The organism is Streptomyces sp. NPDC051563, assembly GCF_044454225.1.
Lineage (GTDB): Bacteria > Actinomycetota > Actinomycetes > Streptomycetales > Streptomycetaceae > Streptomyces.
In genome coordinates this window covers 189,545-204,355 of record NZ_JBITDL010000002.1, presented here as the reverse complement: position 1 = coordinate 204,355, position 14,811 = coordinate 189,545, and the positions used below count along the sequence as shown (strand labels likewise).

General features: G+C 73.1%; 13 protein-coding genes. 6 read left to right on the top strand and 7 right to left on the bottom strand.

Annotated elements, in window-relative coordinates; genetic code table 11:
* Nucleotides 1-160 precede the first annotated feature (160 nt).
* Together ACIA8F_RS03155 and ACIA8F_RS03150 are read left to right on the top strand one after the other, a co-directional pair.
* Entirely contained in the window at nucleotides 161-1,228 is a 1,068-nt protein-coding gene (locus tag ACIA8F_RS03155) for an NlpC/P60 family protein (protein WP_399376408.1), read from the top strand.
* A 246-nt stretch (nucleotides 1,229-1,474) separates the two neighbouring features.
* On the top strand, nucleotides 1,475-2,542 hold the full coding sequence (locus ACIA8F_RS03150; RefSeq protein ID WP_399376406.1) for an NlpC/P60 family protein: 1,068 nt from the start codon (nucleotides 1,475-1,477) through the stop codon (nucleotides 2,540-2,542).
* 20 nt (nucleotides 2,543-2,562) lie between these two features.
* On the opposite strand, the gene ACIA8F_RS03145 is transcribed toward ACIA8F_RS03150, so the two are convergent.
* Nucleotides 2,563-3,258 (bottom strand): response regulator transcription factor, encoded by a 696-nt coding sequence (locus ACIA8F_RS03145; protein ID WP_243333471.1) that lies wholly within the window; start codon nucleotides 3,256-3,258, stop codon nucleotides 2,563-2,565.
* Entirely contained in the window at nucleotides 3,255-4,550 is a 1,296-nt protein-coding gene (locus tag ACIA8F_RS03140) for a PspC domain-containing protein (RefSeq protein ID WP_399376405.1), read from the bottom strand. Before ACIA8F_RS03140 ends, ACIA8F_RS03145 begins: the two co-directional genes overlap by 4 nt.
* Before the next feature lie 131 nt (nucleotides 4,551-4,681).
* Between ACIA8F_RS03140 and ACIA8F_RS03135 the strand changes: the two genes are divergently transcribed.
* From ACIA8F_RS03135 to ACIA8F_RS03125, 3 genes are all read left to right on the top strand, one after another.
* Nucleotides 4,682-6,100, top strand: a complete 1,419-nt coding sequence (locus tag ACIA8F_RS03135; RefSeq protein ID WP_399376404.1) for a PspC domain-containing protein — start codon at nucleotides 4,682-4,684, stop codon at nucleotides 6,098-6,100.
* On the top strand, nucleotides 6,087-6,329 hold the full coding sequence (locus ACIA8F_RS03130) for a hypothetical protein (RefSeq protein WP_399376403.1): 243 nt from the start codon (nucleotides 6,087-6,089) through the stop codon (nucleotides 6,327-6,329). Before ACIA8F_RS03135 ends, ACIA8F_RS03130 begins: the two co-directional genes overlap by 14 nt.
* A 101-nt stretch (nucleotides 6,330-6,430) precedes the next feature.
* The gene (locus tag ACIA8F_RS03125) at nucleotides 6,431-7,711 is read left to right on the top strand and encodes a hypothetical protein (RefSeq protein ID WP_399376402.1); all 1,281 of its coding nucleotides are present in this window, start codon (nucleotides 6,431-6,433) and stop codon (nucleotides 7,709-7,711) included.
* Nucleotides 7,712-7,726: 15 nt separating this feature from the next.
* Here ACIA8F_RS03125 and ACIA8F_RS03120 read toward each other — a convergent pair whose 3' ends face one another.
* From ACIA8F_RS03120 to guaA, 4 genes are all read right to left on the bottom strand, one after another.
* The gene (locus tag ACIA8F_RS03120; RefSeq protein WP_399376627.1) at nucleotides 7,727-8,197 is read right to left on the bottom strand and encodes a DoxX family protein; all 471 of its coding nucleotides are present in this window, start codon (nucleotides 8,195-8,197) and stop codon (nucleotides 7,727-7,729) included.
* Nucleotides 8,198-8,282: 85 nt separating this feature from the next.
* Complete coding sequence (locus tag ACIA8F_RS03115; protein WP_399376401.1) at nucleotides 8,283-9,539, bottom strand: hypothetical protein; 1,257 nt, start codon at nucleotides 9,537-9,539, stop codon at nucleotides 8,283-8,285.
* A 102-nt stretch (nucleotides 9,540-9,641) separates the two neighbouring features.
* Nucleotides 9,642-10,436, bottom strand: coding sequence for a class II aldolase/adducin family protein (locus ACIA8F_RS03110; RefSeq protein WP_399376400.1), 795 nt, complete (start codon nucleotides 10,434-10,436; stop codon nucleotides 9,642-9,644).
* A gap of 171 nt (nucleotides 10,437-10,607) precedes the next feature.
* On the bottom strand, nucleotides 10,608-12,194 hold the full coding sequence (gene guaA, locus ACIA8F_RS03105) for a glutamine-hydrolyzing GMP synthase (RefSeq protein WP_399376399.1): 1,587 nt from the start codon (nucleotides 12,192-12,194) through the stop codon (nucleotides 10,608-10,610).
* A 250-nt stretch (nucleotides 12,195-12,444) separates the two neighbouring features.
* Here guaA and ACIA8F_RS03100 point away from each other — a divergent pair, with 250 nt between their 5' ends.
* Nucleotides 12,445-12,771: a chorismate mutase gene (locus ACIA8F_RS03100; RefSeq protein WP_399376625.1), complete on the top strand. Its 327-nt coding sequence runs from the start codon at nucleotides 12,445-12,447 to the stop codon at nucleotides 12,769-12,771.
* 347 nt (nucleotides 12,772-13,118) lie between these two features.
* Here ACIA8F_RS03100 and ACIA8F_RS03095 read toward each other — a convergent pair whose 3' ends face one another.
* Entirely contained in the window at nucleotides 13,119-14,783 is a 1,665-nt protein-coding gene (locus ACIA8F_RS03095; protein WP_399376398.1) for a hypothetical protein, read from the bottom strand.
* Nucleotides 14,784-14,811: the final 28 nt, after the last annotated feature.

The following is a 14,811-nucleotide window of genomic DNA, read 5'->3' as shown; positions in this document are numbered from 1 at the left end:
AGTTTAGGGGGCGGGACCGACAGCCGGTCCCGCCCCCGGAAAATCCCTGTCCCGCCAAGGAAAATTCAGCGGCATATGCCCTGCGAACCCCTCCCGCCCCCTTCCGAGGCGCCCCCTCCGGCGCTAGCGTGCTCCGCCAACCGGAAGGAGGTGCCGGCCCGTGTACACGTACGGATTCCCTTCGTCCCACCCCTCCCCCCACCACCGCAAGCCGCGCACCCGAAGACATCCGAGCGCCCCCACCGCGGTCGTCACGACCGCGGCCCTGTCCTCGTTGGGCCTGCTCCTCCCCCACCAGGCCGCGGCGGCTCCGGCGCCGCGGCCCTCGGTGGAGGAGGTACGGACCCGCGTGGACGAGCTGCACCGGCAGGCGGGCACCGCCACCCAGGCCTACGACGCCGCGGCCGGGCGGACCGAGGAGCAGCGGGCCCTGCTGTCGGCGCTCATGGACCAGGTGGCGGGCACCACCCTGAAGCTGAACGAGGCCCGGCGGCTGCTCGGCAGCTACGCCGCCGACAGGTACCGCGGCGGCGCCGGCGGCCTCGGCGGGACCGCGACCCTGCTGCTCAGCGACGATCCGCAGGCCTTCTTCGCGCAGACGCACCTGCTGAACCGGCTCGGCGGCCGCGAGGACGCGCTGCTCGACCAGTACACCCGGGCCAGGGCGGAGACGGCCGGCAAGCGCCGGGAGGCGGCCGTGGTGGTCGCGGAACTGGAGCGGGCGCAGGAGGAGCTGCGCGGACGCAAGCAGGAGGTGCAGGCCCGGCTCGCGGAGGCGAACACCCTGCTCGCACGGCTCACCGCACCGGAGCGGGCGCGGGCCCTGGCCGCCCGGGCCCCCGCCGCTCCGGGGCCGCTGCCCACGGACGGCGCCGCGTCGGCGGCGGGCGCCAGGGCGGTGGCCTTCGCCCGGGCCCAGCTGGGAAAACCGTACGTGTGGGGCGCGACCGGCCCGGCATCGTACGACTGCTCCGGCCTGACCCAGGCCGCCTGGCGGGCGGCGGGGGTCACGCTGCCGCGCACCACCTGGGACCAGGTGAAGGCGGCGCCGCGGGTCTCGACGAAGCAGCTGCGCCCCGGGGACCTGGTCTTCTTCTACGCGGACATCAGCCACGTCGGGATCTACATCGGCGGCGGCCGCATGATCCACGCCCCGCGGCCCGGGGCGTACGTCCGCGAGGACTCGGTCGGCTACCAGCCCGTCTACGGCAGCGTGCGGCCGGGGTGAACGCGGCAGCGGCGGCGGTTGCGCCGGCCTGGCCGCCGTGCACCCTCGGAAGGGGGGCTACGACGGCAACGTGGTCGTCTTCGCCCGCCTGACGGAGATCCGCAGCCAGTGGACGGCCATCGGCGGACGTCCGACCGGCCAGCTTCGGTCGCGTACGGGCACTTCCTGTCATCCCGTCATCTGCCCGTTACCTTCGGGTCTAGCGTCCTCCCCCAAGCACCGACGGAGGAAGGACGTGAGGCCCCCGTGGCCAGTCATCGAAAGCCCAGGCAGCGCCCGCTCACCAGCGGCACGGCACGGAGCACCGTACGCACCACCGCCGCCACCCTCGCCCTCGCGGGCGCTGCCACCGCCACCGCGTTCGAAGGCACGTCCCACGCCGATCCGCAGCCGACGCCCTCGCAGGTCAAGGCGGAGATGGACCGGCTCTACGAGGAGGCCGAGGCGGCGACGGACCAGTACAACGGGGCGAAGGAGAAGGCCGACGAGGCCGAGCGCGCGCTCGACGGACTGCGGGCCGAGACCGCTCGCAAGACCGACCAGCTCAACACGGCCCGCAGCGCGCTCGGTTCGCTGGCCGCGACCCAGTACCGCAGCGGCACGCTCGGCGCCGCCGTCCAGCTGGCGATGTCCGCCGATCCACAGGAGTACCTGGACCGGGCCGCCCTCATCACCCGCGCCGGGAACCGCAACGCCGCCGAGATCTCGGCCGTGCGGCGGGGGCTCGAGGAGGTCGGGCACCTCAAGGAGCAGGCCGCCGGGCGCCTCGCCGACCTGCGGGCCCGGCAGGGCGAACTCGCGGGCCACAAGGCCGAGATCGAGGAGAAGCTGACCGCCGCGCAGACGCTGCTGGCCAAGCTGACGGCCGAGGAGCGGGCGGCCTACGAGGCCCGCGCGGCCGGCCCCGACCCGGCCGGCCCCGCCGCGGCCCGTCCCGCCACCCAGGCCCCGCCGCCCTCCGACGGTTCCCGCGCGGCGCGCGCGGTGGCGTTCGCCTACGGGGCGATCGGCAAGCCGTACGTGTGGGGCGCGACGGGCCCCGGCTCGTACGACTGCTCCGGGCTGACCCAGGCGGCCTGGCGCGCGGCCGGGGTGTCGCTGCCGCGCACCACCTACACCCAGATCAACGCGGGACAGCGGGTCTCCCGCGATGCGCTGGCCCCCGGTGACCTGGTGTTCTTCTACTCCGGCGTCACGCACGTCGGCATGTACATCGGCAACGGCCAGATGATCCACGCCCCGCGGCCCGGCTCGACGGTCCGGGTCGCGCCGGTGGACTCGATGCCCTGGGCCGGAGCCTCGCGGCCCGCCTGAGCTCCGTGCGCGGACCCGGCTCAGATCAGCCGGCGGGCCGTCGCCCAGCGGGTCAGCTCGTGGCGGTTGGAGAGCTGGAGCTTGCGCAGCACCGCCGAGACGTGGGACTCCACCGTCTTGACCGAGATGAACAGCTGCTTGGCGATCTCCTTGTACGCGTACCCGCGCGCGATCAGCCGCAGCACCTCGCGCTCGCGCTGCGTGAGGCGGTCCAGGTCCTCGTCCACCGGCGGGGCGTCCGTCGAGGCGAAGGCGTCGAGCACGAAGCCCGCGAGGCGCGGCGAGAACACCGCGTCGCCGTCCTGGACACGGAAGACCGAGTCCACCAGGTCGGTGCCGGTGATCGTCTTGGTGACGTAGCCGCGGGCGCCGCCCCGGATGACCCCGATGACGTCCTCGGCGGCATCCGACACCGACAGGGCCAGGAAGCGCACCGGGTCCTCGACGGCCCCCATCAGCGGGGCGCAGCGGCGCAGCACCTCGACGCCGCCGCCGCCGGGCAGGTGCACGTCGAGGAGCACCACCTCGGGGCGGGTGGCGGTGATGACGGTGACGGCCTGGTCCACGTCGGCGGCCTCGCCGACGACCTCGACCCCGGTCCGCTCGGTCTCGCCGATCTCGGCCTGCACTCCGGTGCGGAACATCCGGTGGTCGTCGACGAGCACCACCCGGACCCTCCTGGTCACGCCGCCGGTGCTCGCGCTGTCCTCGGTCATGCTGCCTTCGCCGCCCTCTCCATCTCCAGCTCGACTTCCGTGCCGCCGTCCGGCGCGGACCGCAGTCGCGCGGTCCCGCCGTTGCGCTGCATCCGGCCGATGATCGATTCTCGTACGCCCATGCGGTCGTCCGGTACCGCGTCGATGTCGAAGCCGGGTCCGCGGTCCCGTACGGACACGAACACCGTCTGGCCCTCCACCTCCGCGTACACCTGGACGGGGCCGCCGTCGCCACCGTACTTGGCGGCATTGACCATCGCCTCGCGCGCGGCCTGCATCTGTGCGGCCAGCTTCTCGTCGAGGGGGCAGTCGCCGACGACGACCACCTCGATCTGCACCCCGTGGTGGTCCTCCACCTCGGCGGCGGTCTTCTTCACGGCCTCGGCCAGCGTCGTCGGCTCCTCGCCCTCGTCCTTGCCGGTGCCCTCGGGCTTGTAGAGCCAGTTGCGCAGCTCCCGCTCCTGGGCCCGGGCGAGGCGGCGCACCTCGCCGACGTCCTCGGCGTTGCGCTGGATCAGGGTGAGGGTGTGCAGCACGGAGTCGTGGACGTGCGCGGCCACCTCGGCGCGCTCCTGGGCGCGGATGCGCATCAGGCGCTCCTCGGAGAGGTCCTGGGTCATCCGGATCAGCCACGGTCCGGCCAGGAGCGCGACGCCGACGAGGACGGCGAGGGTGGCGGTCAGTACGTTGCCCAGCTGGGCGGCGGAGCCCCGGACCACGATGAACACGGTCAGGCCCACCCCGACCAGGGCGACGCCGGCGAGCGCGCGGGCGGCCTGCAGCAGCCGGGCGTGCCGGCCGGCGGCGGCGTTCCAGTGGGCGCGGCGGGCGTTGTCGGCCTGGCGCCAGACGAGGACCACGCCGGCTCCGACGAGCAGGGTCGGCCACACGTACCGTCCGGAGCTGCCGCCGACCTGGACCTTGGAGATGAAGATGCCCGCGCCGACGCACAGCGCGATCAGCGCGGTGATCTGGCCCCGCTCGGGCTTGCGCAGCCGCCGGGTGCCGTCGGGGAGGGTGTCGAAGAAGGAGCGGTGGCCGCTGCGGCCGCCGACGCCGAGCGGTACGAAGACCCAGAACGCGGCGTAGAGCAGCACGCCGAGGCCGTCGCCCCACATGAACAGGCCGAGGAAGGTGAGCCGCACCCAGACGACGGGCAGGCCCAGGTGCCCGGCGAGGCCGCGCGCGACGCCACCGAGCATCCGGCCGTCGGCGCTGCGGTAGAGCTTGCGCTGCGGCGTCTCGTCGGAATCCGGTGCGTACGGTGGGCGGGGGGCGGCTGCTACGGGCATGTCACCGATGGTCACACGCGCGCGGCGCCCGTGACATCAGGGCAGCCCCCCACTTCTCTCGGGGGGATATCAGGGTTGCGCCAGGGTAGATCCGGATGCCCGCCGCGGCGGCGGACCCGCACCATGGAGCCATGACCGAAGTACACGATTCCCCGCCGCCGGACGCAGGAGCCGGCTCGAGCGCGGCCGGCCCGGGTGCCGGCCCCGCTGCGCAGCTCGCCGAGCGCCCTCCCCTGCGCCGTGCCAAGCGCGACAAGGTGCTCGCGGGCGTGTGCGGCGGCCTGGGCCGGTACTTCGGCCTCGATCCGGTGATCTTCCGGATCGTGCTCGGCGTCCTCGCCGTCACCGGCGGCGTCGGTCTGATCTTCTACGGTTTCGCGTGGCTGCTGCTGCCCCAGGACGGCGAGGAGGACAGCGAGGCGAAGAAGCTGCTGACCGGCCGGGTCGAGGGGTCGACGCTGGCGGCGGTCTTCGCCGCGCTCGTGGGCTGCGCCCTGTTCCTGTCGATGCTGGACAACGGCGGTCTGGCGGTCTTCTCCGTCCTGGCCGTGCTGGCGCTGGGCGGTGCGGCGTACTGGTCGCAGCGGCGGCGCAGCGGGCTCGGCTCCGGCTCCGGCGCCGGGTCCGGATCCGGCGCGGGGCCCGAGGAGAAGGCTGCGGCGGGGGTGGAGTTCGTGTACCCGGCGGCGACCCGCACCGGCCACCGCACCGCGCACAGTCCGGCGCCGCCCGAGACCCAGGCGCCGCCCGTGCCCGGCGGCCCGTCCTGGTGGCGGGATCCGCTGGTCAAGGACGGCACCACGGGGCCGGTCGGCTCGACGGGGTACCTGTGGGGTCCCGAGGACCCGGCCGATGCCACCCCCGGCAGCGGCCCGGCCACGGCTCCGCCGTCCGGGAAGCGGGTCCCCAGGGAGCCCTCGGGCGGTATCGGCGGCCGGGTGTTCGTCCTGGCCGCGCTGGCCGGGAGCGCCGGCACCGCCGCGGTCTGGGAAGGCAGCACCCTGAGCCACGCCCTGCAGGTCGGCCTCGCCGCCGGCCTCGCCGTCTTCGGCCTCGGGCTCGCCGTGAGCTCGGTCAAGGGCCGCACCGGCTTCGGCACCGTGCTGTTCTCGGTGATCACGGCCGTCCTGCTGGCCGGGGCGGTCGCGCTGCCCAAGGACATCGGTACCGACTGGCGCGTCGTGGACTGGCATCCGACGGCCGTGGGCGAGGTGGCCCCGGTGTACGAGGCCGGAACCGGGCTCGCCACCTTGGACCTCAGCCACGTGGACGTGCCCAAGGGCACCACCGTGCCCGTCCGCGCCTCCATCGACGCGGGCCGGCTGCGGGTGATCCTCCCGAGGGAGGTCACCGCGAAGACCGAGGCGACGATCAGGCTGGGCGACATCCAGATGCCGGGCGACACCGGCGAGGACATACGCGTACGCAACCGCACCGAGACCCGGACGGCGACCCTGCCCCCCGCCTCGGGCACCAAGGCCGGCGGAACGATCGAGCTGCACCTGAGCGCGGGTGTGGGACAGGTGGAGGTGGCCCGTGCGGCGTCATGAGTTCCAGCCGGGACGGCTGATCGCGGGACTGGTCCTGATGGCGGCTGGGGTGCTCTATCTCCTCGGCGCGGCGGGCGAGGCCGATCCGCCCTGGTTCTTCGTCCTGATGATGACCGCGGGCGGTCTCGCCTTCGCCGCCGTCACCGGCCTGGTGACCTACGCGGTGCGCCGCGACCGGCGCGAGCGGATCAGCGAGTCCAGCGGGTCGAGTGGGCCCGGCGGGAGGTGATGTCACGCCCATCATGACAGGTCAGAGGGTGTTTTCGTAGGACGAAGGGCACAGGCGAACAGCCTTGTCCGGCTCCCTGCGCCGCCCCCAGACTCTCCGTCATGGATCACTCGGGGAAAGTCGATCAGGACGACATCGTGCGGGCACGCAATGTGCTGCTCTCGTCGGGACGCCTCTACCCGCGGGACAAGGTGGACGCCTACCGGGTGCTCGCCCAGGTCAGCCCCGCCGCCTACCTGCCCCTCCTGGCCAGGGCCTTGCAGCACCTGAGTTACCAGGGCGGCAGAGTGCATCCGGCCGCCCTCGCGCTGTGCGAGGAGGCGGTGGCCGCGGCGCGGGCCATCGATCCGGCCGAGCCCGCCCGCGGGGATGTCCTCTACGAGGCCCTCGACACGTGCCAGCGCGAGCTGTACCGCGCGGGCCGGCGCGCCGAAGGGCTCGCGATGCGCGCCGAAATGCTCGCCATCGGCCGGGCGCAGGCCGAACGGACCGGGGAGCCCTCGGCGGCAGGGCTGAGCAGGTGGGCGGCCGGTCTGTCCGAGGAGGGCCGGTATGCCGAGGCGGCCGATGCCATGACCGAGCTGGTCGCGGTGCTCCTGCCCGACGGGTTCCGCAGCGGGGCTCTCGCCTGGTCCCTCCTGGAGTGGACCGCCGTCCTCCACGAAGCCGGCCGGTCCGGTGAGGCCCTCGACGCGTACGAGACCCTCCTGGGCATGCAGGCCGTCGAGGCGGCGGGAAACGACCGCGACCGGAGTACCGCCCGGCTCCACACGCTCATCGGGTACGCACGGATGCTCGACGCCCACGGTCGGGACGAACGCGCGGGCCTCGTGAGGGAAGAGGCGTTCGCCCTGCTCACGGAGGTGGCCGCCCTCGGTGAGCGGTACTCCGCGGGTGGCTACGAGGTGGCGTTGTGGGCGGTGCTGCTGTCCATGCCCGGCGCCGGGGGCGACCGGCCCGCGCCCGGTGAACCGCGTCCGCCGTCGGGCATGGATCCCCTGTACTGGTCGCCCGACACCAAGGAACGCCACTTCGGCAGCCGTCACGCCCTGCGCGAAGAGGTGGACGCCCTCGCCGCGCGGGCCACCGACGACCCGGACCGGCACCTGGCGGAACTGGTCCGGCGGCACCGGGTCCTCACCGTCCGCTCCACCGTCTACTGGCAGTCCCGGACCCATCTGTTCGCGGAGCAGCTGCGTCCCCTCTTCGACGAAGGAGTGGAGCTGGCCCGCCGGCTGTCCCTGCACGACCCGGCAGCCGGAACCAGGACGCTGGCCGGCAGCCTGATCGACCGGTCGGCCTTCCGCATCGCCGTCGGCGAGCTGGGGTCCGCCCTCGACGACTTCCGCGAGGCACTGGGTCACCCGCGAGCGGCGCACTGACCGGGACCGCTCCCCTCAGGTGGTGGCCCTCCGCCTGCCCCTGATCAGGGCGTCCAGGGACCACAGGGGCGCGCCGGCGAGGATCAGTGGGGTCCAGGCCATCAGGTAGATCAGGTCGTTGCCGTAGTAGTAGGGGGTCACCGCCCAGGACACGGTGAGCCACAGGCTGAGCGAGATCAGGGCTCCGCCGACGGCGGCGATCCGGGTCAGCAGTCCGGCCAGGACCCCCAGGCCGACCAGGAGCTCCCCGATGGCCAGGGCCACGGCGAAGCCGACGGGTGCCTTCAGGGCCAGGTCCACCATGGCGGGGATCGCCGAGGTGTCGCGCACCCCCTGCATCAGCTCGCCGATGGAGCCGCTGCCGGTGGCGGAGAGGAAGGCGGAGTCGGTCAGCTTGTCCAGGCCTGCGTAGACGAAGGTCACGCCGAGGAAGATCCGCAGGGGCAGGAGCGCGTGGCGGGCGGCGAGCTCGCGCAGTTCACGCAGATCGCGCCGGCGACTCTGTCCGGTGGGTGCGTCAGGGGCGCCGGAGGGGACGTCAGTTCGGGTCACGCCGCTATGTGTACCCGCTTCACTCCGCCACGTCGATGGTGCACCGGTTGGATTCCACCCCCGCGGCGGTGATGACCTGGATCTCGATCCGCCCCGGTTCCACTTCCGCCGGGACCGGCACGGTCAGGACGGCGTCGGACGGGTTGGTGAAACCGCCCGCCACCGGGACCAGCGGTACGTGCACGTGGACCGCACCCACCCGGACCACCAGCCGGGCCAGCATCTCCGGCGTCTGCGCCCCCGGCGGGACGAAACCGACTCCGCGGATCTCGATGTCGTCCCCGGGGCGGATCGCCGCGTCCAGGTCCCCGGGCTCGCGTCTGCGCACCACCGACAGGACCAGCGGGCGGCTGCCCTCGGCGTACTTCGCCGCCAGGTACACGGCCGCCGACAGGGCCACCAGCAGCGCCATCGCCCACGGCAGCGCCGGCAGCCGGTCCGGGAAACGGGCCAGCGAGACCCCCGCGAAGCCCAGCACCACCGTGGAGACCAGCACGTACTGGGCGTCCGGGAAGGAGCCCCGGCCGGCGTCGTCCGTGAGCAGGTCCGCCCCGGTCGGCCGGTCCGCCGGCAGCTTCTGCAGCCGCTGGCCCATGATGCGTACGGAGACCACCCGGCGCACCAGCACCGCGACCCCCGAGGTCAGCCCGAGCACCGCCAGCAGCGGCAGCGCCCGGTCGAGCGCGAGCCCCTCGTACAGCGCCCGGCGCTCCGGACCCGGCGAGGAGGCCGCGAGCCGCAGCGCGGGCAGCAGCGTCGCGAAGGCGGTGAGCACGAGCCAGGCGCTCGGCACCGCCTTCGAGGTGGACAGCCGGTTGTCCTCGCCGACCAGCGGGGCCAGCAGACCGCCGCGGAGCGTCTGCGCGCGGGCCGCCACCGTCAGCAGGGCGGCCAGGACGAGTGCGGCGAGCAGTCCGGCGGTGCGCGCCGTGGACCAGCCGGTGCCGAGCGCGGTGCCGACCTGGACCAGGAGCAGCACCCCCGCGGCGATCCACACGGCGAGGACGGCCCGCCGGGAGAACAGGTAGAGCCAGGAGCTGCCCGCCTCCCGGCCCCGGTCGGCGACCGTCCGGGCCGACAGGGTCAGCTCGTCGGAGACCCACTGGCGGGAGGCTCCGAGGGAGTGGGCCACGGCGTCCGGCACCCCTTGCCCGGAGGCGAACTCGTCGCGCTTGGCCAGGAACGCCGCGACCGCACGGCGGTGCCCCTCTCGAGTGCAGTCCTCGCAGGCGCAGGCCGCGGTATGGGTGCTTCTGGACATCTCTTGGACAGCCACGAACGTGCCGCCTCTCTGAACAGCGGTGCAATGCCAGCGAATTGTGCACCACTGCGGCAGTGTTCCGGATTGCGCACGATGTCAGAGCAGGTGATTAACCGTTCATGATGTTGACGGACCCGCTCCGGCGGGCTCCAGCAGCGGCTGGCAGCTGGCCCAGGCCGCCAGATCCGATCCGAACCGCTCCCGGGTCGCGAGCGCACCGTGGTGGCCGATGAGCACCGCCTTTCCGGCCGCCCGCGCGATCAGCTGCACCTGCGCGGCCCGCTCCGCCGCGATGAACCACCAGGCGGCGGCCTCCACCGAGTCGCCGACCGTCAGCAGCCCGAGGTTGCGCAGCACCAGCGCCTTGTAGGGGCCGAGCGCGCCCGCGATCCGCCCGGGGTCCGCGTCCCCGCCGCCAGCGTACTCGTCGAGCAGTGCGTGGTCCTCGTAGAAGGCGCAGGCCTCCTGGGTGACGGGGGCGAGGAGTTCACCGAGCGCGGCGAGAGCCCTGCCGTACGGGGCCTGCGTGCGCACGACGGCCACCACGGCGGGCCTGGCCCGGTGGACGGCCGCGTGCACGGCGAAGGCCAGCTGGTTGACCCGGCGTTCGCCCTGCCGGACCCGCCCCTCCCCGTCGACCAGCAGCAGGTCCTCGGGGCCGATCGCGCCGAAGGCCCGGCCGAAGGGGTTCACCCAGTAGCAGTCCTCGAACTCCGGGTCCCTGGCGCTGACGTGCCCGCCCACCCCGTCCTCGTACCCGAGCCTGCCCAGCAGCCGCAGCACCCCGGCGAGCCGGTCCTTGCGGTGGGCGCGCTCCTCGGCGGCGGTGGCGAACACCGGCGGCATCTCGAAGCCCAGCCGCTCGACGGGCACGGGTGCGGGTGCGGTCGCGGGCGCGGGTCGCTCGGTCATGGCCCCTCCTTCAAGGTCGCGGCGCAAAGTACCGGCGACCGGCCGAAGAGGCCATAGAGGAGGCCACGGAAGAGGTCTTGGAACAGGCCTTGGAAGAGGCGTGCACGCGGCGAGGCCGCCGCTCCCTGCGCGGGAGCGGCGGCCTCGTCACCTACAGCGGGCGGGTGGGGACTACTCCCACTCGATGGTGCCCGGCGGCTTGCTCGTGCAGTCCAGGACCACGCGGTTGACGTCCGGCACCTCGTTGGTGATGCGGGTGGAGATCCGCGCGAGGACCTCGTACGGCATGCGGGTCCAGTCCGCGGTCATCGCGTCCTCGGAGGAGACGGGGCGCAGCACGATGGGGTGGCCGTAGGTACGGCCGTCGCCCTGGACGCCGACGCTGCGGACATCGGCCAGCAGGACGACCGGGCACTGCCAGATCTCGCGGTCCAGGCCGGCCGCCGTGAGCTCGTGGCGGGCAATGGCGTCGGCCTCGCGGAGCAGGTCCAGGCGCTCCTTGGTGACCTCGCCGACGATGCGGATGCCGAGGCCGGGGCCGGGGAACGGCTGGCGCTGGACGATCTCGGCGGGCAGGCCGAGCTCCTGGCCGACCATCCGGACCTCGTCCTTGAACAGCTGGCGCAGCGGCTCGACGAGCTCGAACTCGATGTCCTCGGGGAGCCCGCCCACGTTGTGGTGGGACTTGATGTTGGCAGTGCCGGTGCCGCCGCCGGACTCGACGACGTCCGGGTACAGGGTGCCCTGGACCAGGAAGGCCACTGCCGGGCCGTCCTCCTGGAGGATCTCCAGCTGGGCCTGCTCGAAGACGCGGATGAACTCGCGGCCGATGATCTTGCGCTTGGTCTCCGGGTCGGAGACCCCGGCCAGCGCGTTCAGGAAGCGCTCCTGGGCGTCGACGACCTTCAGCTGCACGCCGGTGGCGGCGACGAAGTCCTTCTCGACCTGCTCGGTCTCGCCCTTGCGCATCAGACCGTGGTCCACGTAGACGCAGGTGAGCTGCGAGCCGATGGCCTTCTGCACGAGGGCCGCGGCGACCGCGGAGTCCACGCCGCCGGACAGGCCGCAGATGGCGCGCTTGTCGCCGACCTGCTCGCGGATGAGGGCGACCTGCTCCTCGACGATGTTGCCGGGGGTCCAGGTGGGCTGGAGGCCGGCGCCGCGGTAGAGGAAGTGCTCCAGGATCTGCTGGCCGTGCGTGGAGTGCATCACCTCGGGGTGGTACTGCACGCCGTAGAGCTTCTTCTCGTCGTTCTCGAAGGCCGCGACCGGGACGACGTCGGTCGACGCGGTGACGGTGAAGCCCTCGGGAGCGGCGGAGCAGGCGTCGCCGTGGGACATCCACACCGACTGGTTCTCGGGGGTGCCCTCGAAGAGGGTGGAGCCGGGCTTGGAGACGGCCAGCGGGGTGCGGCCGTACTCGCGTGAGCCGGTGTTGTCGACGGTGCCGCCGAGGGTGACCGCCATGAGCTGGAAGCCGTAGCACATGCCGAAGACGGGGACGCCGGCCTCGAAGATCGCACCGTCGAGCTGGGGGGCGCCCTCCTCGTACACGGAGGACGGGCCGCCGGACAGGATGATCGCCTTCGGCTTCTTGGCGAGCATCTCGGCCACGGGCATCGTGCTGGGCACGACCTCGGAGTAGACCCGTGCCTCGCGGACGCGGCGGGCGATCAGCTGCGCGTACTGGGCGCCGAAGTCGACGACGAGAACCGTGTCCGGGGCGCTGTCGTGGGGGGCGAAGGTGGCTTCTGGCACGGGGCAGGCCTTCCGGCGGAAGAGGGGGTTGTTTTGTCGATTCTAACGGGGGACGGATACCCCTCTTCGTCTCAGTGTCCGAACCGGCTTGGCACGGAGCGGGACAGAGGGTAATAATCCCTCCATGCGCAAGCAGCTGAGCTTCCTCTTTACCTATGGCACCGGCCGGTCCGGTCGCCATGGGTCCTCGTGATGCTCGCTTGAGCCACTGACTTCCCAGAGCGCCCCGGTCCGACAGGACCGGGGCGCTCTGCGTTTCCCGCTCCGGTCGGACCCTCCCCACCGTCACCACCCACACCACAGGAGACCGACCATGACCACGATCGCCACCACCCCCGAGCAGCTGATCGCCGGATCCCGCGAGCGGATCGACGCCATCGACGACCGGATCATCGGCCTGATCCAGGAACGGATGGCCGTCTCGACCGTCATCCAGGAGGCCCGGATCGGTTCGGGCGGGCGCCGGGTGCACCTGTCGCGGGAGATGGAGGTCCTGACCCACTGGAGCGACGCCCTCGGCAAGCCCGGCACCTCGCTCGCGATGACCTTGCTGGAGCTGTGCCGCGGCCGGGTCTGAGCCCGCAGCGGGGGCCGTGCCGCCCGCCATGACGTCGCGACACCGTGACGCCGCGACACCGTGGCGCCGCGACGCCGTGACGCCTGTTCGTCACCCGTCCGGACCGTGACCGCCCCCACGGCCCTTCGTTGATGCGGATGACCGTGCCAGCCAGGTGCGGGACGCAGCACCACGCGTGGCTCCGCCGGAGCGATGAGACGCACCCCCAGGGGTGTGCGTCGTGGGACCTCGCTCCTTCATGTGACCGGACGGCAGGGGACAGCAGCCCGGTCACCACAGGAGGACGGCCGGCCCGGGGGACGCCCCGGACCGGCCGTTCTTCTGTTTCCGCCGTGACGCGTCCCCCGTCACGCGCGGCCGGTGGCCCGGCGGCGCAGCGCCAGGAACACCGCACCGCCCGCGGCCACGAGCGCCGCGCCGGCGATCAGGAGCGGCCCGGGCGCGGAGCCGGTTTCGGCGAGGCCGCCGTGCGGCGTCCTGCCGTTGCCCGTACCGGAACCAGGGCTCGGCGTGGTGCCCGTACCCGGCGTGGCCGCCGGGGAGGCGGGCGCCGTCGGCGTCGGGCCGGCGGTGGTCGGGGCCGCGGTCGGCGTGGGGGTGGCGTCCTTGCCGTTGATCACGAAGACGGCCTTGTTGTCGGCACGGTTCGGGTCCCAGGCGTGCGGGGTGGTGCCCTCGTCGGCCCACTGCCCGACCGACACGGAGCCGGTGGCGGAGGCCACGAACGTCTCGATCTTCAGCTCGAACGGGAAGCCGACCACCTGCCTCTCCCCTATGACGTGCGGGGTCCCGCAGAAGTAGCGCGGGGCGCCCAGCCGCTCCTCGCGGGGGTCTCCGTCCGCCGTGACGGCATCGCAGTGCTCCGGCACCTTGGTGACCTTGGCCCCGGCCGGGATCACGATGTCGACGCGGGCCACGTCCTCACCCAAGCGGAACTCGGCGATCCACGCCGGGCCCTCGTTGCGGAAACCGAGCTCGGCCCGGACGGTCTCGCCCGCCTTGCCCTTCAGGGAGGTGGCGTCGGCCACCAGATCGGCGGTGTTCTTCACCGAGAAGTCGATGTCGTGCCGGTTGTTCCACGGATCCAGGTCCGCCGCACGCGGCGCGGCCTTGGCCGCGCGCGTCGTGAGACCCAGCTTCCTGCCCGTGCGGGGCGCGCTGAGCTTCTGCGTGGACTTCGGCTGGGAGCCCGCCTCGTGCACCCCGTAGATCAGTCCCTCCATGAAGGCGTGCGGAGCGGCCTCCAGGGTCAGCACGCCGGCGATCTCCCAGACCTCGCCCGGCTTGATCTCGTTGTCGAAGGTGCACACCGTCATGGACCAGCCCTTGTTCCAGGGCTTGCCGGTGGTGTCCTTCTCACTGGTGGCGCAGTTGTCGTACTGCTCGACCAGGCCCATGCCGTGCGTGGTGTCGAGCTCCAGGGCCACGCCCTTCACGGACTCCGTGCCCGTGTTCCCGAAGACGACCGGGAGCGGCTGCCTCTCGCCCGGAACCAGCTTCGTCCTGAGGGCGGCCTCCTCCATCACCAGGTCGGGACCGCCGATCCGGACCTTCGTGGTGGTGGGCGCGATGGTGATGCCCTGCGCCGCGCCGGTCATCGTCAGGTCGACGACCGTGCCGGGCTTGCTGCCCTTGGCGGCCGTGAGGTCCAGGGCCACCACCCAGTTCTCGCCGGTCGAGATCCCCCAGACGTTCTCGCAGGTGACCGCAGTCGCCGTGAGGGTGCAGCGGTGGCCGGAGTTCTCGCCGAGGGCGACGTCCGCGACGCCCTTGAGCGGGCTCAGGTCGACCGTGAAGGTGCTCGGGTGCTCGAACTCGCTCCCGGTCGGGTTCCCCACCCGGAAGTCGACCGTGGTCTTCTGCGGCCCGCCACCGTCACCGGGGTGCGGGCGCAGGCCGATCTCCGCCGGGCTGGTGAGCGTGAACACCGGGTCCGCGGCGTTCGCAGGGGTGGTGGCCAGACCGACGGCCACCAAGCCGGCCGCCGCCAGCAGGGAGATGCGCTTTCTCATGCCGGTCCTGACCCGCGAGGGGCCCCTG

What these genes read in the sequence shown, in the direction of transcription:
- ACIA8F_RS03145 (WP_243333471.1), bottom strand. Translation starts at nt 3,258, where the DNA reads ATGACCGAGGACAGCGCGAGCACCGGCGGCGTGACCAGGAGGGTCCGG.
- ACIA8F_RS03135 (WP_399376404.1), top strand. Translation starts at nt 4,682, where the DNA reads ATGACCGAAGTACACGATTCCCCGCCGCCGGACGCAGGAGCCGGCTCG.
- ACIA8F_RS03140 (WP_399376405.1), bottom strand. Translation starts at nt 4,550, where the DNA reads ATGCCCGTAGCAGCCGCCCCCCGCCCACCGTACGCACCGGATTCCGAC.
- ACIA8F_RS03095 (WP_399376398.1), bottom strand. Translation starts at nt 14,783, where the DNA reads ATGAGAAAGCGCATCTCCCTGCTGGCGGCGGCCGGCTTGGTGGCCGTC.
- ACIA8F_RS03110 (WP_399376400.1), bottom strand. Translation starts at nt 10,436, where the DNA reads ATGACCGAGCGACCCGCGCCCGCGACCGCACCCGCACCCGTGCCCGTC.
- ACIA8F_RS03125 (WP_399376402.1), top strand. Translation starts at nt 6,431, where the DNA reads ATGGATCACTCGGGGAAAGTCGATCAGGACGACATCGTGCGGGCACGC.